This is a genomic window from Mycobacterium yunnanensis (assembly GCF_025823185.1).
Lineage (GTDB): Bacteria > Actinomycetota > Actinomycetes > Mycobacteriales > Mycobacteriaceae > Mycobacterium > Mycobacterium yunnanensis.
Map to the genome: position 1 here is coordinate 389,999 of NZ_JACKVK010000011.1, position 22,334 is coordinate 412,332.

At 65.6% G+C, this 22,334-nt stretch carries 23 protein-coding genes; 10 read left to right on the forward strand and 13 right to left on the reverse strand.

Annotated features, from left to right (window positions below; genetic code table 11):
* Window position 1: 1 nt before the first annotated feature.
* Window positions 2-271, forward strand: a complete 270-nt coding sequence (locus H7K45_RS21575; protein ID WP_263998000.1) for a cytochrome C oxidase subunit IV family protein — start codon at window positions 2-4, stop codon at window positions 269-271.
* A gap of 116 nt (window positions 272-387) precedes the next feature.
* Here H7K45_RS21575 and H7K45_RS21580 read toward each other — a convergent pair whose 3' ends face one another.
* Window positions 388-999, reverse strand: coding sequence for a TetR family transcriptional regulator (locus H7K45_RS21580; RefSeq protein ID WP_263998001.1), 612 nt, complete (start codon window positions 997-999; stop codon window positions 388-390).
* A gap of 385 nt (window positions 1,000-1,384) precedes the next feature.
* On the opposite strand from H7K45_RS21580, the gene H7K45_RS21585 reads away from it, so the two are divergent.
* Window positions 1,385-1,867, forward strand: a complete 483-nt coding sequence (locus H7K45_RS21585; protein WP_263998002.1) for an Rv2576c family protein — start codon at window positions 1,385-1,387, stop codon at window positions 1,865-1,867.
* Here the strand turns inward: H7K45_RS21585 and H7K45_RS21590 are convergent.
* Window positions 1,864-2,496 (reverse strand): TetR/AcrR family transcriptional regulator, encoded by a 633-nt coding sequence (locus tag H7K45_RS21590; RefSeq protein ID WP_263998003.1) that lies wholly within the window; start codon window positions 2,494-2,496, stop codon window positions 1,864-1,866. The two genes, H7K45_RS21585 and H7K45_RS21590, sit on opposite strands and share 4 nt — an antisense overlap.
* 204 nt (window positions 2,497-2,700) lie before the next feature.
* Between H7K45_RS21590 and H7K45_RS21595 the strand changes: the two genes are divergently transcribed.
* Both H7K45_RS21595 and H7K45_RS21600 read left to right on the forward strand, forming a co-directional pair.
* Entirely contained in the window at window positions 2,701-3,987 is a 1,287-nt protein-coding gene (locus H7K45_RS21595) for a cytochrome P450 (protein WP_263998004.1), read from the forward strand.
* A gap of 65 nt (window positions 3,988-4,052) precedes the next feature.
* Window positions 4,053-4,484, forward strand: a complete 432-nt coding sequence (locus H7K45_RS21600) for a hypothetical protein (RefSeq protein ID WP_263998005.1) — start codon at window positions 4,053-4,055, stop codon at window positions 4,482-4,484.
* Between the two features lie 17 nt (window positions 4,485-4,501).
* On the opposite strand, the gene H7K45_RS21605 is transcribed toward H7K45_RS21600, so the two are convergent.
* Window positions 4,502-4,894: a hypothetical protein gene (locus H7K45_RS21605; RefSeq protein WP_276070421.1), complete on the reverse strand. Its 393-nt coding sequence runs from the start codon at window positions 4,892-4,894 to the stop codon at window positions 4,502-4,504.
* 214 nt (window positions 4,895-5,108) lie between these two features.
* Here H7K45_RS21605 and H7K45_RS21610 point away from each other — a divergent pair, with 214 nt between their 5' ends.
* Complete coding sequence (locus tag H7K45_RS21610; protein ID WP_263998007.1) at window positions 5,109-5,618, forward strand: Rv2253/PknI dimerization domain-containing protein; 510 nt, start codon at window positions 5,109-5,111, stop codon at window positions 5,616-5,618.
* A gap of 22 nt (window positions 5,619-5,640) precedes the next feature.
* Here the strand turns inward: H7K45_RS21610 and H7K45_RS21615 are convergent, their stop codons facing one another.
* The 10 genes from H7K45_RS21615 to H7K45_RS21660 form a co-directional block, all read right to left on the reverse strand.
* Complete coding sequence (locus tag H7K45_RS21615; RefSeq protein ID WP_263998008.1) at window positions 5,641-7,329, reverse strand: MCE family protein; 1,689 nt, start codon at window positions 7,327-7,329, stop codon at window positions 5,641-5,643.
* Window positions 7,329-8,654: an MCE family protein gene (locus H7K45_RS21620; RefSeq protein ID WP_372512607.1), complete on the reverse strand. Its 1,326-nt coding sequence runs from the start codon at window positions 8,652-8,654 to the stop codon at window positions 7,329-7,331. Before H7K45_RS21620 ends, H7K45_RS21615 begins: the two co-directional genes overlap by 1 nt.
* An 8-nt stretch (window positions 8,655-8,662) precedes the next feature.
* Window positions 8,663-10,159 carry an MCE family protein gene (locus H7K45_RS21625; protein WP_263998010.1) on the reverse strand — a complete coding sequence of 499 codons (1,497 nt, stop codon included), beginning with the start codon at window positions 10,157-10,159 and terminating at the stop codon, window positions 8,663-8,665.
* Window positions 10,156-11,250: an MCE family protein gene (locus H7K45_RS21630; protein WP_263998011.1), complete on the reverse strand. Its 1,095-nt coding sequence runs from the start codon at window positions 11,248-11,250 to the stop codon at window positions 10,156-10,158. Before H7K45_RS21630 ends, H7K45_RS21625 begins: the two co-directional genes overlap by 4 nt.
* The gene (locus tag H7K45_RS21635) at window positions 11,250-12,275 is read right to left on the reverse strand and encodes an MCE family protein (RefSeq protein ID WP_263998012.1); all 1,026 of its coding nucleotides are present in this window, start codon (window positions 12,273-12,275) and stop codon (window positions 11,250-11,252) included. Before H7K45_RS21635 ends, H7K45_RS21630 begins: the two co-directional genes overlap by 1 nt.
* A complete protein-coding gene (locus H7K45_RS21640; RefSeq protein ID WP_263998013.1) occupies window positions 12,272-13,465 on the reverse strand; it encodes an MCE family protein in 1,194 nt (397 codons plus the stop codon). Before H7K45_RS21640 ends, H7K45_RS21635 begins: the two co-directional genes overlap by 4 nt.
* Window positions 13,466-13,478: 13 nt before the next feature.
* Window positions 13,479-14,336, reverse strand: a complete 858-nt coding sequence (locus H7K45_RS21645) for an MlaE family ABC transporter permease (RefSeq protein ID WP_263998014.1) — start codon at window positions 14,334-14,336, stop codon at window positions 13,479-13,481.
* 7 nt (window positions 14,337-14,343) lie between these two features.
* Window positions 14,344-15,153 carry an MlaE family ABC transporter permease gene (locus H7K45_RS21650; RefSeq protein WP_263998015.1) on the reverse strand — a complete coding sequence of 270 codons (810 nt, stop codon included), beginning with the start codon at window positions 15,151-15,153 and terminating at the stop codon, window positions 14,344-14,346.
* A 286-nt stretch (window positions 15,154-15,439) separates the two neighbouring features.
* A complete protein-coding gene (locus tag H7K45_RS21655; protein ID WP_372512623.1) occupies window positions 15,440-16,606 on the reverse strand; it encodes a CaiB/BaiF CoA transferase family protein in 1,167 nt (388 codons plus the stop codon).
* Between the two features lie 38 nt (window positions 16,607-16,644).
* The gene (locus H7K45_RS21660; RefSeq protein ID WP_263998017.1) at window positions 16,645-18,150 is read right to left on the reverse strand and encodes an aldehyde dehydrogenase family protein; all 1,506 of its coding nucleotides are present in this window, start codon (window positions 18,148-18,150) and stop codon (window positions 16,645-16,647) included.
* A gap of 240 nt (window positions 18,151-18,390) precedes the next feature.
* Here H7K45_RS21660 and H7K45_RS21665 point away from each other — a divergent pair, with 240 nt between their 5' ends.
* From H7K45_RS21665 to H7K45_RS21685, 5 genes are read left to right on the forward strand one after another with little or no spacing between them, the layout of a single operon-like run.
* Window positions 18,391-19,092 (forward strand): SDR family NAD(P)-dependent oxidoreductase, encoded by a 702-nt coding sequence (locus H7K45_RS21665; RefSeq protein ID WP_263998018.1) that lies wholly within the window; start codon window positions 18,391-18,393, stop codon window positions 19,090-19,092.
* Window positions 19,093-19,137: 45 nt separating this feature from the next.
* Window positions 19,138-19,998, forward strand: a complete 861-nt coding sequence (locus tag H7K45_RS21670) for a mycofactocin-coupled SDR family oxidoreductase (RefSeq protein ID WP_263998019.1) — start codon at window positions 19,138-19,140, stop codon at window positions 19,996-19,998.
* 19 nt (window positions 19,999-20,017) lie between these two features.
* Window positions 20,018-20,209, forward strand: a complete 192-nt coding sequence (locus H7K45_RS21675; RefSeq protein ID WP_263998020.1) for a ferredoxin — start codon at window positions 20,018-20,020, stop codon at window positions 20,207-20,209.
* A gap of 32 nt (window positions 20,210-20,241) precedes the next feature.
* Window positions 20,242-21,609, forward strand: coding sequence for a cytochrome P450 (locus tag H7K45_RS21680; RefSeq protein ID WP_263998022.1), 1,368 nt, complete (start codon window positions 20,242-20,244; stop codon window positions 21,607-21,609).
* Between the two features lie 43 nt (window positions 21,610-21,652).
* Window positions 21,653-22,327 carry a Crp/Fnr family transcriptional regulator gene (locus H7K45_RS21685; protein ID WP_263998023.1) on the forward strand — a complete coding sequence of 225 codons (675 nt, stop codon included), beginning with the start codon at window positions 21,653-21,655 and terminating at the stop codon, window positions 22,325-22,327.
* The last annotated feature ends 7 nt before the right edge of the window (window positions 22,328-22,334 follow it).

Genomic DNA, 22,334 nt, shown 5'->3' on the forward strand with positions numbered 1-22,334 from the left:
GTTGTCCGATACGCAGCGCATCACCGCCACCTGGATCGCGCTATCCGTGGTCACGATCATCACGTGGGTACTTGGTCACGTCGAGCGCGGATTCGACGAACGCTCGACCGCAGTCGTCGCCCTCGTCGTACTGGCCATCGCGTTCGGCAAGGTATGGCTCATCATCCGGCACTTCATGGACGTCCGCTCGGCGCCACGATGGCTGAAGGTGTTCACCGACGTCTGGCTGCTCGTCCTCGGCGTCTCAGTGGTGTCGCTCTACCTGGCGTGACTGCTCAACGTGCTCACGAGGACCGCGAGACTGGCTCCACCAACGCGGCCGTCCGTCAACCGCCAACGTCGCGGGGATTCTCATGCTGACTGACGACAGTCAACCCAGATCCACGGTCATTCGGTCGGGCAATACCCCACACCGCGAAGGGTCTGCTGGAGAAAGTCCTCGATCATGGACGCCTGGGTGGGCCATTGATCCGTCGCGATCAACAGCGCATAAAGCCCGAGGAGGAAGAAGATCGCACTGTTCACGGAGTTGACGGACTGGTCGACGGTGTGGGACGCACGCGACCGCTCGATGACCGCGGCAACCTCGTCGATCAACGGGTGACTCTCATCCTCGTCGACCCTAGGCCTGCGTTGCGAGAAGTGCAGGGCCAGAAAGTCGTTGAACAGCACCGGGCCAAGGCGCCTCTCGAGGCCGGTCACCAGATTGATCGATTCGCGAAGTACCGACTCCAGATCGATTGCGGCGGAGATGAACCGGGCGATCTGGTTGGCGATTCGGCGTTCCTCCCGACGTTCTAGCTCTAGCAGGACGTGCTCTTTGGTCGGAAAGTGGAAGAAGAAGGTTCCGTGCGCAACGCCCGCTGCTGAGACGATGGCGGCAATTTCGGCGGCGGCGACGCCGGACCGCTTGAACTCCGCCACCGCCGCACCCATGAGCCGCTCACGGGTCTGAATGCGGCGTATTTCACGCGAAGCGGGTGGTTGTGCGAAAGCCATGATCGAAATCTATCGCTTATCGGTTGCCCCGCGGTTGGGGTCAGCGACGAAGAGGGTGTCGTGTCGGCGCCCTGAGAGGCGGGTCGAAGAGATTCCACGGGCTGATCGAGGTCAGTCGGCCACCGTCCAGCGGCCCTGGCCCGTCGCCCGGCCCCCGTCTCCTAGGATCCGGCTCTGGCAACCCATCCGGGCATCTCATGCCCCTTGGCGCACCGACCTCGTCGCGATCCAGGCGTCGACTGGCATGGGCAATCCTGTGGTCTAGAAATCCTTTTCGAACCGACAACCGTGGTGGCCATACGGCCGCATGGCGTTCCGGGCAAAGCACAGCGGAGAAATTTCCCGTTACGGGCTCACGGGGGAAATGAGGTTCTAAAATATGGAAATGAGCTTTCCGCGATGTCGCCCGCCACGACAGCCGTGCCGCGGTCGGAGCCGCGCAGCGCTCTCGGCCGAGCTGCTCACGACGGGACTGGTGCTTGGCATCGGGATCGTCACCCCCGTTGCCCAGGCCGACGACGAACCGCCAACCGGTCCGCCGTTGCACTCGGTGAAGTACACCGTCTTCTCCGAGACCCCGTTCCGCAACGCCGAGATCTACTATCACGCCGTCGATCCGCCGAATTTCGCCGAATACAGCCACGACCCCTACGTCTTCACCCCGAACGCCGAGGCCGACCTCGGCCCCAATCAGCAGTGGACCATGGACGTGCTATTGGCAAACCCCGACGACTGGGCAATGGTCACAGTGACGAGCCTGGATTCACCGAAGCGGCCAAACTTCCACTGCGTGCTCGCCGTCGACGGCAAAGTAGTGGTCGCCAACCAGGGACCGGTGGGAGCACTGTGTTCGATACGGAATTACTAGTGTTCGACCGCGGCGCTCACGCCACGTGCAGCATCGTGGTCGGATACGCGCTCGCCCTCCATGCGGCGCAACCACGACTCGCAGAAGGCGAGCGTCTCCGCATGGCCGCTCGACATTCCGAGTGCCTGCTCCATGACCAGCACGCGCGACACGCTCGTCGCGAACACCGCCCATACCACCGGTGGCACGTCGGACACCTCGTAGCCGTAGCGACGCAGCGCGGTCGCCATCGCGTCTACCTGCTGCGCGCGAAACTGCTCGGCATACGCGCCGATCTCGGCCCGCAATGCCTTTCGGTGGTTGGCCAAGCCCATGAACTCCATGGTCAGCTGGGTGCCGGTTGGATCGATGCCGAATTCCCAGAGCGCCCACAACGGCTGCGGCGAGTCGAGCGCGCGCGCCTGCACCTCGAGGCCTTGGACGGCGCGCCGACGAAAGATCTCGATGAACATCTCGTCCATCGTGCGGAAGTAGTAATGCACGAGTTGGGGCTTCAGACCGGCTTGCTCGGCGACGCGCCTCGACGTCACGGCCGCATATCCGTCCTGCAGCATCAACCGCTCGGCCGCGTCGAGCAGCACGGCCCGATTCTTGGCCTCGGGTCCCGCGACCCTTCGATCCGATGCCACGCCGCCACCTCCCTCCACCTTCGTTTGACAGTGCCTCCCAGGCGAATGGTAGGCGCGGCGCCCTCAGATCCCCTTGACCGGGCCACCCCGCAATGCTAAGCATGTGCTCAGCATCTATGGCAACCCAGGTCGTGCGGCCGTGAATCCACGACTCGCCCAACCTCATCCGTCGCCCTCTCGGGCACTGGAAGGATCTTCTCGATCATGACCGCAGACTTCGACACCGTCGACTACTTCACCGACCAGTCGTTGGTGCCGGATCCGCATCCGTACTTCGATCACCTGCGTAGCAAGTGCCCGGTGGTCCGCGAGCCCAACTACGGGGTCCTCGCCATCACCGGATACGACGAGGCGAACACCGTACTGAAGGACACCGACACCTACTCGTCGTGCATTGCGGTTGCCGGGCCGTTCCCACCGTTGCCGTTCACCCCCGAGGGTGACGACATCACCGCCCAGATCTCCGAGCATCGGCAACTGATGCCGATGTTCGAGCACATGGTCACCATGGACCCACCCGACCACACCAACGCCCGCTCGTTGCTCAACCGGCTGCTCACGCCCAGCCGACTGAAGGAGAACGAGGCGTTCATGTGGCGGCTGGCCGACGAGTGCCTCGACGACATCGTCTCCCACGGCAAGTGTGAATTCCTGTCCGCCTATGCAAAGCCGTTCTCGCTGTTGGTCATTGCCGACCTCCTCGGGGTGCCACACGAAGACCACGACGAATTCCGAACGGTCCTCGGCGCCCCGCGTCCCGGCGCGACGGTGGGATCACTCCAAGGCGAGCTGGTGGCGACCAACCCTCTGGCCTGGCTCGACGACAAGTTCGTCGCCTACCTCGAGGACCGCCGTGAGAGCCCTCGCGACGACGTGCTGACCGCGCTGGCCACGGCCAAGTTCCCCGACGGGTCGACTCCGCCCGTCATCGAGGTCGCCCGGTCGGCCACGTTCCTGTTCGCAGCCGGCCAGGAGACCACGACGAAACTGCTGTCGGCGTCGATCAAGGTCCTTGGCGACCGCCCCGACATTCAGGACACGCTGCGTAAGGATCGAAGCCGCATACCTGTCTTCGTCGAGGAAGCGCTGCGCATGGACGCGCCGGTCAAGAGTCAGTTCCGGCTCGCCAAGAAGAACACCGTCCTCAACGGCACCGACGTTCCCGCCGGCACCACGATGATGGTGTGCCCGGGAGCGGTCAACCGCGATCCGGCCCGCTTCGAGAATCCCCACGAATTCAACCTCGATCGGAAGAACGTCCGCGAACACATCGCCTTCGGGCGCGGTGTGCACTCGTGCCCCGGTGGTCCACTGGCCCGGGTCGAGGGCCGGGTGTCGATGGAGCGAATCCTCGACCGGATGACCGACATTCGCATCGACGAGGAGAAGCATGGCCCCGCCGGCGACCGCAGCTACAACTACGAGCCCACGTTCATCCTGCGCGGACTGACGGAGATCAACATCGAGTTCATGCCGGTGGTGTCGAGCTGACGGGCTCCGGTCGGAGGCGCACAGCAGCACCGCTGCTGGGCGCATTGCTGGCTGCGGTGGCGACCGTGACGGCACCCGCCGCCAACGCCGCCCCGCACATGCCGCTGGGCAACTACGAGGTCCTCAACGACCGCTGGAACGACCATTCGTGGATCTGGTCTGTGACGCACTCCTGCAACGACGACCCTGAATGCGGCACGTACTACGACGACCCGGTGCTGGCACCGCACACCGACAATCTCAACGTGCTCGCAATCCCGCGGCCACTGAAGAGCCACCGCTTTCAGAACATCGCGTACTACGCCGACGGGCGGTACACGCTGACGGTGGACGTCGACGACGGGGTGCGCTGCGTGGGGTACAACCTGCCCTCGCACGACGTCTATTCGTGGGACGCCGCGACGCTTGCCGGAACGATTGACTCGACCTACGACGCGGGGTGCTACGGGGCTCCTGGCGGGATCAGCACGTTTACCTTTAGCTTGCAACGGTATTGATCGTCCCCGCCGGGGACTCAGATGTCGCCACGCGTCCAGGTGCTGGCGCCGTTACGGGCGTCGCACGACAGGAATAGTCCGTCGGGCGCCTGGGCCATCTCGCCGTCGCGGCCCGAACAGTTGCTGCCTTCGAGCTTGACGCCACGCAGTTCGGTGGAGCGGAACCACCGCGGTGCGTACCGGCGCGGCGATCCGCAGAACACCACCCTGCCCCAATCCGTCACTCCAAAAACGTAATACGTCGTCTGCTCACACGGTGCGCCAAGAACCGCTCCCGGCTGGATGCCCGGGACGCAGGCCGGTTCGTTGCAGGACGTCGGGTCGTCGGCGGGTGCTGGATCAGCGGGATCGGCCGCGGCGGGCGGCGCCCCGGCCAGAGCGGCGATCAGCAACCCGGCCGCGACACCCATGGCAATGCGCACCCCCAGATTGTGTCATGCGCAGCGCCGGAATTCACCTGATCCACGGCATGCCTTCGACCCCGTGAGCCACGTACCGGCAACTACGCGGCGAACGCCGATACCGAACCAGTGTGAAGTGTTATCCTCTGCCACAGAACGGTATTGCCGCGGCGACGCCCGTCGCCGCACATCACCTGCCGCAACTAATCGACGAGGGGTGGCCGTGGGCACATCCGAATACCTCGCCGGAGTAGTGCTGATCGTCGGAACCTCCGTCGCGCTGGCGGCGCCAGCCACCGCGGACTACGAGCAGTACGCCATGAACGGCACCTACTCCGTCGTCTCCAATGGCGAGTGGGCCAGGATGAACGACCGCTACCAGGACGAGCCGACGGTGCGTAGCACCTGGACCGTCACCTCCACCTGCACCACGGCGCTGACATGCGCAGGCAAGGTGACGAGTTCGCTGGGGTGGACCGAGGACATCTACACCACCTCGGGTGCCAACTGGTTCGTCAAGCACTATGTGCCGGAATGGATTCCGTGTCCCGACGGCGGAACGGCGCCGGGGTTGCAGGTCTACCACATCTATCCGGCCAACGACGACGGCCTCGTCCAAAACGTCTCGGACACGTGGCTGGGCGACGACGTGACGACCGGTCCCAGCGGCAATTGTGGCCGCAGCAAGTCGCTTGTCCTCTCCCTGCCGGTCAAGATCCTCAAGATTTCCTGACCGGCCCTGACCTGGGCCGTTTCTAGTGCGGCAGCAGATCCTGCCACGTCTGCGGAAGTGGGTTCGCAACCGCCAGGTTGGTCACCGTGTACACCTTGCCGTCCGTACCCACGTACTCACCCGTCCGCGGGTTGTACTGCGTGACCGCGATCTTCGGTGCCGCCCCAGCACTGCCTGTGAAGGCGCTCGGCGCCACGGGTGACGCGCCACCGTCGCCGACCGGAGGCACGGGGACGGACGCCTGCTCCGGCGGGGCCGGCGGAGCAGGCGGGGTGGCGGCCGGAGCGGGTGGAATGGGTTGGCCATTCAGCGAATTGCCGTCCGGAGGCGGTGGCGCGACCGGTACTTCCAAGGGCGACACGGGGGCGCCGCTCGGTGGGGTGCCGGACGGCACGGCGCCGGGCGGCAGCGGCGTACCCTGAACCGGCGCGTGAATGTCGTCGTTGAGCGTGGCGCGATCGTCGAGCGGAATGCCCTGGGCGATCAAGCTGGGGTCGAGCGGTACGGGCCCCAACACGTGCTGACGCATGGCCAGTGGCTGATATGGCTTGTCGCTGTTGCAAATGGCGATGGTGGGGGCGCGCTTACCCGGCTTTCTGATGCAGGGGAAGTTGCGGGCGCCGCGCACGGCGATGGGCGAATCCTGCGGAAGTTTGCAGTACAACCCGTCGGGGGTGTCGATGTCGGACACGTCGTCCGGCGATCGCCACGACGACGGCGGCAGGAAGCCAACGGTACAGGCCGGAGGATCGTTGACGGTGATGGCGAAGTCACCGCGCGCTTGCCCCGTGGAGTCAGACGTACTCGAATAACTTTGCTGCTGTGCGATGTACGGCGGTAGGAGCACCAAGAGCTGCTCGAGTGAAGCGTTGTAGGTCATGAGGATCTCGCCGACCGTACTCAGATTGCCGAGCAGGACGGGCAGCGTCGGCTTGAGGTCGTTCAACAACCCGGACACCTCGTCGCCAAAGCCGGGGAAGGTCCGCAGCACCGTTCGCAACTGAGGGTCGTCCTTGACCAACTGCCCCGTGACCCCGGAGAGGCTGCGCGCCCACGTCCGTATCGAATCGGCCCCCTGGGCCTGACCTTCGAGCAGTGGCCGTGCGTCGTCGGCGAGTGCTCGCGTCTGCCCGGCGGCGCCGTTGAGGTCGGCGCTCAGGGACGCACCCGAATCCAGCAGCGATCCAAAGTCCTCACCGGCGCCGTCGAGCCCCTTGTAGGTCTCGTTCAGCAGATCGGCCAGCCGGTCCTTGGGGAACGTGCCGACCAGGGTGTTCACCTTGTCCAGCACCGGGCCGATGGGTGTGGGAATGGTCGCGTTCTGTCTGGTGATGACGGCGCCATCTTGCAGATAGGGCCCGGAGTCGGTACGCGGCATCAAGTCGACGTACTGTTCCCCGACCGCCGACACGCTCTTGACGCTCGCCTCCAGATCGGCGGGAATCTTGGGCGACGTGGCGATCGACATCGTCGCCATCGCACCGTCCGACGTCAACCGTACGTCGGTGACCTTGCCGACCTCGACGCCTCGGTAGGTCACGTTGCTCAACGGGTAGAGGCCACCACTGCTCGGCAATTCAACTGTGACGGTGAGCCTTCCGATACCCAACAGGGTAGGCGCCTGCAGGTAGGAGACGGCCATGACCGACAGCCCGACGATCGACGCCACCGTGAAGATCGCCAATTGGGTCTTGATGAACCGTGTCAGCATCAGTTGCCGCCCTCCGGGCCGGGTGTCGGCACCGCGGCCGCCGGCGCGGCGGCGTCGGGAGGTGGCGGGTCGGCCACCACGGGCCCTGCCGGCGGTGCTTCGGGGGGAGCCGGCGGAGCCGGCGTCGAGCCCGGCCCCGGCAAGCTCTTGGCCGCCCCGGGTGGGTCGGCCTGTAGGCCGGCCGTCGGAGGGTTACCGGGCAGCGGCCCGAGCGGTCCGCCGGGGGGTGGCGGTGCGAGCGGCCGGCCCAGCGGGTCGAGCGTGTAGCGCTGGAAGATGGGTTCGCCCGGCAACGGCACCAGATCGCGGCCCTCCTGTCCGGCTCGGGTACCCAGGAAGAGCGACTTGCGCAGCCGCGGTCCCGAGATGTCGACGGTCACGAAGATGTTGATGAAGTCGCCTCTGATGCCGCGGTCGATGACGCCTTGGCCGAACGGGAAGACCGTGGCGTAGGCCAGGGCGGCGTCCAAGTCGGGTCCGACGTCGGCGAGTGCCTTGATCGTCGGCGCCAGGTTCGTCAGATTCGTGACCAGGTCGGCCTGGGTGTCGTTCACCAGCCGATTGGCGGTGTCGCTGAACTGGCCGAGTTTGGTCAGTGCAGTCGTCAGCCGCGGGCGTTCGCGATCCAAGACCTCCAGCGCTCGCGGGATGCGTTGCAGCGCTTGGTCGATGGTGTCACGACGGTCGGCGAAGGTCGACGCTACCCGGTTCAGCGCGTCGATGGTGGCGACGACGCTCTGACGCTGCTGGTCCAGGGTCCCGACGAAGGTGTCGAGTTGGATGAGCAGATCACGGAAGTCGCCTTCCCGTCCTGACAGAGCGGTGTTGAAGGTGTGAACCACGTCGCCGATCTGGCCAAGGCCCCCAGCGTTTACCACCACCGACAACGACGACAGCGTCTGTTCCGTCGTGGGATAGGTGGACGAGTCGTTGAGCCCGATGGTGGAACCCGACGGCAACTCCCCCGTCGGCGCTTGTCCGGCAGGCGGGTTCAATGCCAGGTGCATCGAACCGAGCAGGCTGGTTTGTCCGACGCTGGCCACGACGTTCGCAGGCACGACGACGTCGGGCTTGACCGACACGTCGACCTCGGCGTGCCATCCCTTGACCCGCATTGCCCCCACGCTGCCGACGACCACGTCGTTCATGAGGACCGGCGAATTCGATTCCAGCGTGGCGATGTTCGCGATCTCCACGTGGTAGACGTGCGCGCCGGAGCCCCGTCCGACCGCCCCGGGTAGCGGCAGGGAGTTGATTCCCTGGAACGCACACCCGGTGACGGTCGTCGCCACGCAGGCCCCGACGGCGAGCAGGCGGGTCGGCATCCTCGATCTCATGACGGCGGTGTCCCCTCGACCGGTGGTGGGCCCGGAACGGAGCTTGACGGACCTTCGGCGGGAAGAAGAACCTGGGGCAGGCTCGGCGGGCCGGCGGCCGGTGGGGGTGACGCATTGCCCGGCAGGATTTGCGGCGGATCCGTTGGCACCGGCGCTCCTGGATACAAGGCCGGGAACGGGGCCACGGGAAGGCGGTCGTTCACCGGAAGCGGCACACCCGGCGGGCCCATCCCCGGCGGCGGCGGGACGTCGCCGTCGAGGCCCGTGTAGGCCGACACCGAAGGGGGAATCTCCGGCGCCGAGGGCGCCCCACCGCTGCCGCCAGGCGCCAGGGCGGGATCGGCGTAGATGACATGGTCCGGACTGGCCGACTTCGCCAGATACGGATTGATCGGAACCGGAATGTAATTGAGGTTCAGCAGCCGCAGGGCCGGTCCGAGGTAGTCGTTGCAGAGCTTCGCGGTCTCGGGTGCGGTGCTGTTGGCGGTCGCTCCGATCATGCCGCACACGAATTGCATGGGGTTCGCGAGATTCGGGATGGAGAATGCTCCCCGCACCGCGCCGAGGTCGGGGTCGTAGATGTTGTAGGCGTTGGCGAACGCGTTGGGCGTGACGTGCAAGACCTGTTCGAGGTCGTCCTTGGAGTCCACCAGCGTCTGGGTGATCTGAGCCAGTCCCCGAACCTGCTCGACGGTCTGATTTCTGGTGCCCTGCACGAATCGCGTCACCTCGTGAATGGCGGCCGCCAGATTCGTCAGCGCTGCGTCGAGATCGTCCTTGCTGCCGTCCAGCACGCTGGACAGCGACGCCAGCCGATCGTTGAAGGATACGATCTGCTCGTTGCTGTCCCGCAGTGCCGTGACGAAGATCTGAAGGTTCTTGACGGTGCCGATGAAGTTGCCGCTCCCGTCGGCCAGAATGCGTCCCACCCCCGCGAGCTGGGCCAGCGTCTGACGAAGCTTGTCGCCGTTGCCATCCAGCGCGTTCGCCGCGCTGTCGATGAATCGACCCACCGAGGACGTCGACACGTCGCTCGTCGGCCCCAGGTCCGTCGCCAGCCGCTCGAGTTGCCGTTTCACCTCGTCCCATTCCACGGGAACGGCCGTGCGGTCCAACGGAATCACGGCTCCGTCGGCCATCTTCGGACCGGACGACCGATAGGCCGGTGTCAGCTGCACGTACCTGGCGGCGATCAAATTCTGAGCGACGATCACCGCCTTGGCGTCGGCAGGCACCGACACGGAGCGGTCGACGCTCATGACGATCTTCGCCTGGGTGCCCTGCGGATCGATCGAGTCGATCGTCCCGACCTTCACCCCCGCGACCTTGACGTCGTCGCCGGGATAGATGGAGGTGGCCGTCGTGAAGAAGGCGGTGATCGTCGCCGGGGCGAAGAACGCGGCTCGGACCGCCAAGAACCCCCCACCGATCAGCGCCACCGCCAGTGCCACGGCAACGGCAGGTGTCAACCAGCGCCGTGTCGCGGCGGTCATCGTGATCCACCCGGAACGGCGTTGTACGGCAGCGGAACCTCTGCCCGGGGACCGGTCTCCGGTGTGGTGGGGGGTGCCCCGGAACCGAACGGTCCGCGGCGGAAGCCAAATGCGTAGTCCAGGAAGGGCTGCAGATACTGCCCAAAGGCGACGTTGGGCACGTAGGCGATGTAGTAGGGCCCGCTGGAGACGGCCTCGCTTTGGGTCAACTGGTACTTCGCCAGACCGGGAAGTGCCTTGGCGATGTTGTCTCGGTTGCGGATGAGTACCTCGTTGACCTTGTTCAGTCGTTCCAGCGTTGGCGCGAGCGCCTTTTCGTTGTCCGCCACGAGGCCGACGAGTTGTTGGGACACCGCGGAGGTGTTGGCCAGCAGGTCGACGATCGCCTGCCGGCGCTCCACCAGCACGCCGAGCAAAACGTTGGCGTTCAGGATCAGGCTGTTCACCTGCTGGCTGCGTTGGGCGAGGATGCCGGTGACGTTCGAGGCGGCTTGCAGCAAATCGCGCAGACTCTCGTTGCGGCCGTTCAGTGCGCGCGACAGTCGGGTCAGGCCGTCGAACGTCGGGCCGAGCCGAGGGGCCACTTGGTCGAGGGTCTCGGACAGGGTGTCCAGCGACAAGTTCAATTGCTGGGTGTCGGTCCCGGCAGTGTTGGTGGTGAGCTCGCCGACGGCGTCGCTCAGCGAGTACGGCGACGACGTCCGGGACACCGGGATCGGATCGGCCCGGTTCAGGGCCTCGCTCCCGCTCGAGTCCAGCGTGAGGACACGTTGGCCGAGAAGCGATCCCGTGCGAATGTGGGCGGAGGTCTCCGATCCCAGCGGATACTTGCTCTGCACGGTGAAGCCGACCAGGGCGTCGCCGTCGTCGAGGGAGATACTCGTGACCGAGCCGACCTTGAGGCCCGACATGGTCACGTCGTTGCCGACGTAGATGCCGCCGGCCTCGGTGAAGAGCGCCTGGTACTTCAACGAGGTGGCATACGAGAACAACCTCTCGGGTTGTAGCCCGACTGCGATGACCAGGACTGCGAGCACCACCCCGACGAAGCCGGCTCTGATCAGGCGTGCACTGGCGCGGTACTTCAGCATCAGGGCTCAGCACACCTTCCGTTTTCCTGTTTGATGAACGGGAACAGCGACGCCCTACCCTGCAGATCGGTGACGCGGACCTGGAGTCCGCAGATGTAGTACTGCACAAAGGATCCGTAGGCCCCGACGCGCGCCAACTTGCGGTAGTTGCCCGGTGCGCGCTGTAGCGCTCCATCGAGGAAACCCTTGCCTCCTTCGAGGTTCGGAGCGAGGCGGTTCAGCTGTTCGACGGTGGCGGCAAGCGGTGGCCGAGCCTGTGCCAGTAGGTCGGTCAGCGACGCCGTGCCATTGTCCAGCGACGTGATGGCCGTTCCTATCGGATCGCGGTCCTGCGCCAACCCGCTGACCAACTTCTCCAGCCGGTCGATCGCGCCGCCGAATTGGTCGCCGTCCTCGGCGATCGTGCCCAAGGTCGTCTTCAGGTCGTCGACGAGGGCCTGGACCGTCTTGTCGTCGTCGGCCACCGTTCTGGTGAACGACGACGTCTTCGACAGCAGGGAATCCAGCGTGCCGCCCTCGCCCTGGAACACTTGCACGAGAGAGGCCGTCAACGCGTTGACGTCCTGGGGGTTGAGACCCTGGACGACGGGCTTGAGACCGCTGAGCAACAGGTCGAGGTCGAGCGCCGGGGCGGTCCGACTGACCGGGATCTGGGCGCCAGGCGGCAACGTCGCCGTCGAGCCGGGGCCGTCGACGAGGTCGACGAAGCGGTCGCCGGTGAGGTTCAAATAGCGGATCTGCGCCCTGGTCCCATCGGTCAATCCAATGCCGCGATCAGCGTCGAAGTCGACGACGACCTGACGGTCCGATTGCAGCGACACGTCGGTGACCGTGCCGACCCGGATGCCGGCCACTCGCACCGAGTCACCCGGCTTCAGCCGGGAGGCGTCGGTGAACACCGCCGAGTAGCCGTTGTTCGACCCGGTGCGGTACTGCCCGAAGGTGAAGAAGAGGCACACGGTGAGCAGCGCCATGACCGACGCGAAGACGCCGAACTTCACGATCATTCCCCGCGACCCGCTCATCCGGGCATCCCTACCTGCGAGGTGTTCCGCGGTGGTCCCTCGAGCGGCCCGAAGAGGGCCTGCTTGAGTCCGTCGGAGTTGACCAGGATGCCCTGGTTGCCGAACCTCCAGGGGTTCGCGCCGACGTCGGTCACCAGGAACGGCGGCCGCTTGCCGTTCGGCACGACCGGCAGCATCTGCTCGGTACACGACGTTCCGCTCTTCGCGGCGACCTTCGGAAGGTCCGACGGGTAGCGGTAACGGTCGACGCCCAGGGTGAACGTCGCCGAAATGTTCAGTCCAGCGTTGTCGAAAGGCGGGGTCTTGGTGAAGGCGGCCAAACCCTGGACACCACAACGCAAGTTGTCGCTGTACTTGCTGGCCACCGACGTCGTCGGCACCAGCATGCGCAGCAGGTCGGTGAGCGCCTGGCGGTTCGTTCCCAGCACGTCCTGCCCGGTCTCGGCCAGACCAATCGAGCTGAGCAGGAAGACGTCGATTGCCTGGGCCTGGTCGACGATCGTGTCGCTCACCTTCGTCGTGTTGGCCAACACGTCGACGAGATCGGGTGCGGCGTCGGCGTAGGCGTTCACCACGACGGGCGCCACCTCCAGGTCGCGGCTGACATTGGCCATGCTGGGGTTGAGATTCTGCGAGAATCGATCAAGGTCGGTGACGGTCTGACCGAGCTTCTCGCCACGGCCGCGCAGGGCACCGGAGACGGCCCCCAGGGTCTGGTTCAACTTGACCGGGTCGACGGCGTTGAGCACCGAATTCAGCTGTTGGAAAACGGTATTAGTCTCCACGGTCACGTGGTCGACGGAGATCTCAGCCCCGGCTGCCAACGGCGTCGACGACGGATCCGGCGGCTCGGCCAGCTGGACTGACTTGGCGCCGAAGACCGTCGACGAACTGACGTCGACGAGGACGTTGGACGGGATGTTCCGAAGCTCGTCGGGGTCCATCGCCAAATGGAGGACGGCCTTTCCGTCGGGGCGGGTCTCGATGGATTCGACCTGACCGACCTGGACGCCACGCATTTGGACCTTGGCCTCGGGATTCATGACCAGTCCGGCCCGTTCGGAGATTACGGTCACCGCGACGGTCTGACCGAAGCCCCCCAGGAACATCACGATCGCGAACACGACGACCGCGACGATCACGACGACGGTGCCCAGTCCCACGAGGGGACGTACGGTCGTGCTCGACATTGGTGCCATCCGCCTATCCCGACAAGTTGAAGTGGCCGTTGGAGCCGTACACGGCCAGGGAGATGAGCAGGGTGACCGACACGACGATGATCAGTGAGGTGCGCACGGCGTTGCCGACGGCCACGCCCACCCCCGACGGTCCGCCACTGGCGTAGAAGCCGTAGTAGGTGTGCACCAGAAGGATCGCCAACGCCATCAGCAGCGCCTGCAGGAACGACCACAGCAGGTCGACGGGGTTGAGGAAGGTGCCGAAGTAGTGGTCGTACAGGCCGCCCGATTGGCCGAAGAGCACCACGGTGGTGAACCGCGAGGCAAGAAAGGACAGGATGACCGCGATCGAGTAGAGCGGGGTGATGGCGAGCATTCCCGCCACGATGCGGGTGGACACCAGGTATTCGATGGGCGGGATTCCCATCGTCTCCAGGGCGTCGATTTCCTCGTTGATCCGCATCGCACCCAATTGCGCGGTCACCCCGGCGCCGAAGGTGGCGGCCAGCCCGATGCCGGCCACCACCGGGGCGGCGATGCGGACGTTGATGAAGGCGGCGAGGAAGCCGGTCAGGGCCTCGATGCCGATGTTGCCCAACGACGAGTACCCCTGTACGGCAAGCGTGCCGCCGGTGGCCAGGGTCAGAAAGCCGACGATCACCAGGGTGCCGCCGATCATGGCCAGGACGCCAGCGCCCATGGAGATCTCGGCGATCAGGCGCACGACCTCGGTACGGAAGTGCGCAGCCGCCCGCGGCGTTCCGCCGAGCGCCTTGCCAAAGAACAAGGTCTGTTCACCGATCCGGCTCAGCCTGCCGATCGGACTGTTGACCGTGCTCACCAGCCGCGGGAACCGACTGCGCACCACCTGCAACGTGCCCATGACGCGCCTACCTCGCCGTCAACTGGATGCCGATGGCGGTGACCACCACGTTGATCACGAACAGGGCCATGAAGGCGAACACCACGGTCTCGTTGACCGCATTGCCGACGGCCTTGGCGCCGCCACCGGTGATGGTCAGTCCGCGGTAACAGGCAATGAGCCCGGCGAATAGACCGAACAATGCCGCCTTGACGCAGGAGATGACGACCTCCGGGACGCCGGTGAGCAGGGTGATTCCCGCGGCGAACGCGCCGGGGTTGACGTCCTGGACGAACACCGAGAAGAAGTAACCACCCAGGATGCCGATGATCACCACCAGGCTGTTCAGCAGGAACGCCACCAACCCCGATGCCAGCATGCGCGGGGTGACGAGGCGTTGCACCGGGTTGATGCCGAGCACCTCCATCGCGTCGATCTCTTCGCGAATGGTGCGCGAACCCAGGTCGGCGCACATCGCCGTCGCACCCGCGCCGGCCACGATCAGCACCGTCACCAAGGGGCCGACCTGGGTGACCGCACCGAACGCCGCACCGGCGCCGGACAGGTCTGCCGCCCCCAACTCGCGCAGCAGGATGTTCAGGATGAAGCTCACCAGCACGGTGAACGGGATCGCCACCAGCAACGTCGGGACCAGCGACACTCGCGCCACGAACCAGCACTGCTCCAAGAACTCTCGTCCCTGAAACGGCCGCACGAAGACGAATCTGATCGCATCGAGCCCCATCGAAAACATGCCACCCACCGCGCCCATCGGCGCCGACATCCCCTTGGGTAGCGATATGCCGGTCGACCAACGCTCCGGTCCCTTGACCGCCATGGCTTCAGGTCCTTCCCGGCTGATCACCGCGAGCGTCAATATGTTGTGCGCCAGCGCAATTCACACATGACGACCTCGAGACACCCAAACACGAAAACGGCTTGACGCACTGTGCCACAACGGTGGTGCGGCGCGCGGCACCTTCGGCGAAGTCGTGCGGACCGATTGGCGGCGACGGCCGATGCGGACGAATCCCTTCGAATGAAGCCGTCCCACGGCGCGTTTCACCGGACCGACCACGTCGGCGTAAAAAGTGGGTCACGAGAGGCACGTCGTCGCCTGGCGCCTAGGTGACCGCGCCCGCGGTCTTCAACTCGATGATGCGATCCCAATCCAGGCCCAGTTCGAGCAGAACGTCGTCGGTCTGCGCGGCGAAGGCCGGGGCCGGGCCGGTGTGCGGCGCGGCGACGTCGAACTGGACGGGGTTGGCGACGAGGTCGAGATCGCCCACCCGCACGATGTATTCGTTCGCGCGCACCTGCGCGTCGGCGGCGGCCTGCAACGTGTCCTGGACCGGAGCCCACGGGCCCGCCAGTGTGGCGAAGCGTTCGCTCCATTCCGGCAAGGTGCGGGTTGAGATGACCTCGCGGAGGATCTCCACCGCGGCTGCGGTGTTCTCCGCGATCGACGCGGCGGTCGCGAACCGCGGGTCGTCCACCAGATCGTCGCGGTCGACGTGCCGGCACACGTCGGCCCAGAACTTGGCGGGCTGCATCATCAACAGGGAGATGTAGCGGTCGTCCTTGGTCGCGTAGACGCCGGCGAGCGGGTTGACCGGGGAGCCGTGCACGCCGGGTGTTGGAGCGACGAGGCGCTGGTCGAGGTGTGACGTCAGCGCAATGGTGTGGCCCATCGCCCACAGCCCGCTTCCGAGCAACGAGACGTCGACCGTCGACGGCTCTCCCGTTCGTTCCCGCTTGAGCAACGCCGCTGCGATGCCGCCTGCCAGGTTGGTGCCAGAGACGGTGTCGCCGTAGGCCGGTCCGGGCGGCGCGATCATGCCCTCCGTGCCCGGCGGGGTGATGGTGGCCGCCGTCCCGGCGCGGCACCAGAACGCGGTCATGTCGTAACCACCCTTCGAGGCTTCTAGGCCGCGCGGGCCGAGCGCACTTCCCCTGGCGTAGACGATCTTTGGATTCACCGCCCGGATGTCGCCGACGTCGATGCCGAACTTCTCGCGGTGCCCGGGCAGGAAGCTGGTAAGGAAGACGTCGGCACGCCGGGCGAGTTCGAGTAGCACCTCGCGGCCAGCCGGGCTCGACACGTCCAAGCCGACGCTGCGCTTGCCGCGGTTGGCATGTTCGATGTTCGGGTTGGGGTCGCCCTCGACGCGCAGTGAACCGGTTTGCCTGAGGCCGCGCTGCGGGTCACCGGTGACGGCGTGTTCGATCTTGATCACGTCGGCGCCCCACTCGGCGAGGACCGCGCCGGCCGACGGCACGAAGCCGTACATTGCCACCTCCAGTACCCGGATGCCGGACAGCGGCAGGCTCACGATGCCGAGCCCGGGACGACGCTGGCGAAGGTCTTGCGCTCCTGGAACTCCTCGAGGCCTGCCACGCCCATCTCCCGGCCGATGCCGGACTGCTTGTACCCGCCGAAGGGGGCGTCGGGGCTGAAGTAGTTGCCGCCGTTGATGGAGAAGGTGCCCGTGCGGATGCGACGTGCCATCGCCACGGCCCGATCCTCGCTGCCGAACACCGCCCCGGACAGGCCGTAGATCGAATCGTTGGCGATACGGACGGCATCGTCGTCGTCGTCGTAGGCGATGACGACCAGCACCGGTCCGAAGACCTCCTCCTGCGCGATCTCGGCGTCGACGGCCACGTTGGTGAGCAGGGTGGGGGTGTAGAAGAACCCAGGATCCTTCTTCTCACCACCGACGACCAGGGTCGCGCCCGCAGCGACGGCGCGCTGGACCATGCCGTCGACCTTGTCTCTCTGCCGCTCGCTGATGAGGGGTCCCATGTAGGTCTTCGGGTCTACCGGATCGCCGTAGCGCACGTGGGCGAAGTTGGCCTTGACCATCTCCACGATGGCGTCGTGGTGCGCTCGCGGCACCAGCAACCGAGAGGTCAACGCACAGCCCTGGCCGGCGTGGGTGACCATGCTGAAGGCGGCGAACGTCGCGGCGGTGCCGAAGTCGGCGTCGTCGAGCACGATCGCCGCCGACTTGCCTCCCAGCTCGAGGAAGACCCGCTTGAGGGTGGCGCTGGCGGCCGCCATGATCGCCCGGCCCGTTGGCGTCGAGCCGGTGAACGTCACGACATCGACGTCGGGGCTCGCCACGAGGGAGGCACCCACCTCGGGATCCGACGAACTCAGCACGTTGACCACCCCGGCCGGGATGTCGGTGTGATTGGCGATGAGCTCGCCGAGCGCGAGCGTGACCAACGGCGTGTCGGGCGCACCCTTGAGGACGACGGTGCATCCGGCTGCCAACGACGGCGCCAGCTTTGCGAGCGCCAGTTGGTTGGGGTAGTTGTAGGCGACGATCGCCGCGACCACACCGGCGGCCTCCTTCTCCACCCACCGATGGTGCTGCATTCCCCGGCTCTCGACATTGCCAAGATCCTCGGTGAACGGGTGCGTCTCGAGCAGGTCGGCATAGAAGCGAACGATGTCGATCGGCCCGTCGAGCTGCGCGCCCGCGAGCAGCGCCGGGGTCGCACCGACCTCGGCGGTGGTCAGGGCGGCCAACTCCTCGCGGTGCTGGACCAAAGCCCGGTGGAACTGGTCGAGGCACCGCATCCGCAGCGCGACGTCCGTCGCCCACGTGGTCTCGTCGAACGCGCGGCGCGCCGCGGCGACGGATGCCTCGGCGTCGACGACGGTCGCGTCCGGGGCGTAGCCCACGATCTCGCCGTTCGCGGGATTGACCGAGCGAAACGATTGCGGCGCCCCGACGAGGCTGCCGTCGATCAGCATGTGTCGAGCGGGTGCCGCTGATTCCGTCTCGGAGCGCTCTCCGGTGGTGATCGTAGGTGACTGGCCCATCATCCTCCTCGACTGTGATGAAAATTTCATTCTCATTGAACGCGAATCATACATTCGGGCTTCAAGAAGACAAACGTCCGAAGATCTGCTAGTCACAGCCTTCCCTGAGTTGACCGAGGATTACCGGCGAATCGTTAGATGGTCATCATTTCTTGCACCAGCACAGTCAGCGAGAGTACGGTTCTCGCAATCGGAAGCCATGTTCTTGTCCTTCCGCGACCGTATCTTGGAGGCAATGCTGTGAAGAACGCCGTCGTCACCGGAGGCGGGTCCGGCATCGGCCGCGCGATCGCGAATCGGCTTCGCTCCGACGGCTATCACGTGGCGACCCTCGACCTGACCCCCTCGGACGAGGACTTCGCCTACACGGCCGACGTCACCGACCGCGCCGCGATCGACACCGCACTCGACGCCATCCACGCTCAGCTCGGACCGGTCACCATCCTTATCAACGCGGCGGGGCTCGACGGCTTCAAGCGCTTCCTCGACATCGACTTCGACAACTGGCAACGGGTGGTGAACGTCAACCTCCACGGCGTCTTCCACTGCATCCAGTCCGTCTTGCCGGACATGATCGAGGCGGGCTGGGGCCGCATCGTCAACATCTCGTCCTCCAGCACGCACTCGGGCACGCCCTACATGTCCCACTACGTATCCGCCAAGTCGGCGGTCAACGGGCTCACCAAGAGCTTGGCGCTGGAGTACGGACCGGCCGGCATCACCGTCAACGCCGTGCCACCCGGGTTCATCGACACCCCAATGTTGCGCAAGGCCGAGAGCCGCGGGTTCCTCGGTGACGTCGCCGAGAACATCGAGCGCACTCCGGTGCGGCGCATCGGCAGGCCGGAGGACATCGCCGCCGCATGCTCCTTCTTCGTCTCGGAAGAAGCCGGCTACGTCACCGGACAGATTCTGGGCGTCAACGGCGGCCGAAACACCTGACGACCCCGCGTGCGGCCGTAGACCAGGAATAGAGAGGACATCCCCATGGGACGCGTTGAGGGCAAGGTCGCATTCATCACCGGCGCCGCGCGAGGTCAGGGCCGCAGTCACGCGATCCGCCTCGCCGAGGAAGGCGCCGACATCATCGCCGTCGACCTCTGCGAGGACATCGCGTCGATCGGCTACCCGCTGGCCACCCCGGAGGATCTCGACGAGACCGCCAAGTACGTCGAGAAGACCGGCCGGCGCACGGTGGCCGTCACCGCCGACGTGCGGGATGCCGCTCAGCTCAAGTCCGCGCTCGACCAAGGCATTGCCGAATTCGGCAAGCTCGACGTCGTGGTCGCCCAGGCCGGCGTCGCCGGAATGAAGGGCGAGCCGCAGATCGACGCCTGGTGCGACGTCATCAACACGAATCTGGTCGGCACCATCAATGCCATTCAGGTGGCACTCCCCTACCTTCGCGAAGGAGCCTCGATCATCGCCACCGGCTCCACCGCCGCACTGATGGACGTGGCCAAGGTCGACAACCCGGGCGCCGACCTCGGCGGAGTGGCCTACATGACCTCCAAGCGCGCCCTCTCCGGCTACGTCTACGACCTTGCCACCCATCTCGCTCCACGTGGAATCCGCGCCAACGTCGTGCATCCGACCAACTGCAACACCGACATGTTGCAAAGCGCCCCGATGTATCGGTCATTCCGGCCCGATCTGGAGAAGCCCACCCGCGCCGACGCCGAACCGGCGTTCAGCGTGCAGCAGGCCATGAGGATCCCCTACGTCGAGCCGTCCGACGTCAGCAACATGGTGCTGTTCCTTGCCTCCGAAGAGTCGCGATACGTGACTGGAATGCAGATGCGGGTCGACGGTGGAGGTTACCTGAAGTGGTACGACTACCACGTATGATTCGAGAAAGGTTGTGACGGTGAAAGTTTCAGTCGACGCACAGCGCTGCCAGGGACACACCCTGTGTTCGATGATCGCACCCGACTCGTTCGAGCTCGACGACGTCGACGGTCATGCGTCGCCCGTCACCGACGTCGTCCCCGCCGAGCGAGAGGCCCAGGTCTCAGAGGCCGCCCACTCGTGTCCCGAGCAGGCCATCATCCTCGAATGACGTTGCGCGACGACAATATAGGAGACACCGCCGTGAGCATCGACGACGTCGTAGGCGACGAGGATCGCAAGAAGGACAACTTTCACTTCGACCGGCACGCGCCGGAATATCGCGAACGGTTTCAGCAGATCACCGAGGAGATGCACGCCAAGTGCCCGGTGGCGTGGACCGACGCATACGACGGCCATTGGGTTGCCGCCGGAAGCAACGAGGTGTTCGAACTGGCCCGCTGCCCGGCGATCTCCAACGATCACGACCTCAACGGCGAGCGACGGGGATACCAGGGCATCACGATTCCGCGCGCCCAGCGGGCCACAGTCGTGCGCGGCGGCATCCTGGAGATGGACGAGCCCGACCACAGCATCTACCGCGGTGCGCTGAACCCCTACCTCTCGCCCGCCGCCATCAAGCGATGGGTGCCCTTCGTCGACGAGATCACCCGGGCCGCGATCGACGAGAGGATCGAGACGGGCCACGTCGACTTCGTCGACGACCTGGCCAACATCGTGCCCGCAGTTCTGACGCTGGCCATGATGGGCATTGCGCTCGAGAAGTGGCCCGTCTACAGCGAGCCCGCCCACCTCTCGGTGTCCACGCCAGAACATTCACCCGACGCCCCTCGCGTCGCGGAGATGAGCAGGCAAATGGGCATCGACATGATCACCACGATGATGGAGATCCGCGAAAATCCGCGGCCCGGCTTGGTGAATGCACTGCTGCAACTGCGAATCGACGGCGAACCGGCACCGGACCTGGAAATTCTGGGCAACCTGGGCCTGATCATCGGCGGTGGGTTCGACACCACGACCGCCCTTACCGCCCACGCGCTGGAGTGGTTGTCGGACAATCCTTCCGAGCGCGAGCGGCTCAGCCGCGAGCGGGACACCCTGCTGCACCCGGCCACCGAGGAATTCTTGCGCTTCTTCACTCCGGCGGCGGGCGACGGCCGCACGTTTGCCGAAGACGTCGAGGTCGAGGGCCAGCAGTTCAAGGAGGGTGAGCGGCTCTGGCTGTCATGGGCGATGGCCAACCGTGACCCGGCGGTGTTCGACGAGCCCGACACGGTGGTCCTGGACCGAAAAGGCAATCGCCACTTCAGCTTTGGCATCGGAGTGCACCGGTGCGTCGGCTCCAACGTCGCCCGAACGGTGTTCAAGTCCATGCTCACCGCGGTGCTCGACCGGATGCCGGACTACGTCTGCGATCCCGCAGGGACCCAACACTACGAGAGCATCGGCGTCATCCAGGGCATGAAGCACCTGCCCGCGACCTTCACCCCCGGCAGGCGACTTGGACCTGGCCTCGACGAGACGTTGCAGCGGCTACAACGGATCTGCGACGAGCAGGAACTGGCGCGGCCGATCACCGAGCGCAAGGAGAATGCCGTCATCACATGGTAGCGGGCACGGATACGGGAGTTGGCGATCGAAGGGTCCCGCAATCATGGTAGAGGTGCTAGCCCAGCACGCCGCGGAACTCGTGCTGCCCGCAGCCACGGTCGAACTGCCGATACGACATTCGACGTCGGTCAGCTTTCCTCGAGCGCATACGGTATTCGCGCAGGGCGACACCGGCGACAGCCTCTACGTCATCGTCAGTGGAAAGGTCAAGGTCGTTCGTAGGGCTGACGACGGCCGTGAGACCTTGGTGGCGTTGATGGGACCAACCGACATGTTCGGCGAGCTGGCCATCTTCGATCCCGGCCCGAGAACGTCGACGGTCACCACCTTGACGAATGTCGAGGCCGTCATCATGGACGGTCACGCACTGCGCTCGTGGGTTTCCGACAATCCCGTCGTGGTGGAGCAGTTCCTGGGTGTCCTAGCCCGTCGGCTGCGCCGGACCAACGACAACGTCTGCGATCTCGTCTTCACCGACGTTCCCGCCCGCGTGGCGCGGCAACTTCTCTACCTCGGCAACCGATTCGGCGTGCGCGAAGGACGTTCAGTCCGCATTGACCACGAGCTGACCCAGGAGGAAATAGCCCAGCTTGCCGGCGCTACCAGAGAATCAGCGAATAGGACGCTGGTGGACTTCGCTCGACGCGGGTGGATTCGTCGGCGCGGAAAGACGATCTTCATCGACAACGCCACGAAATTGGCACGCCGTGCGGGTTGAGTGCGGG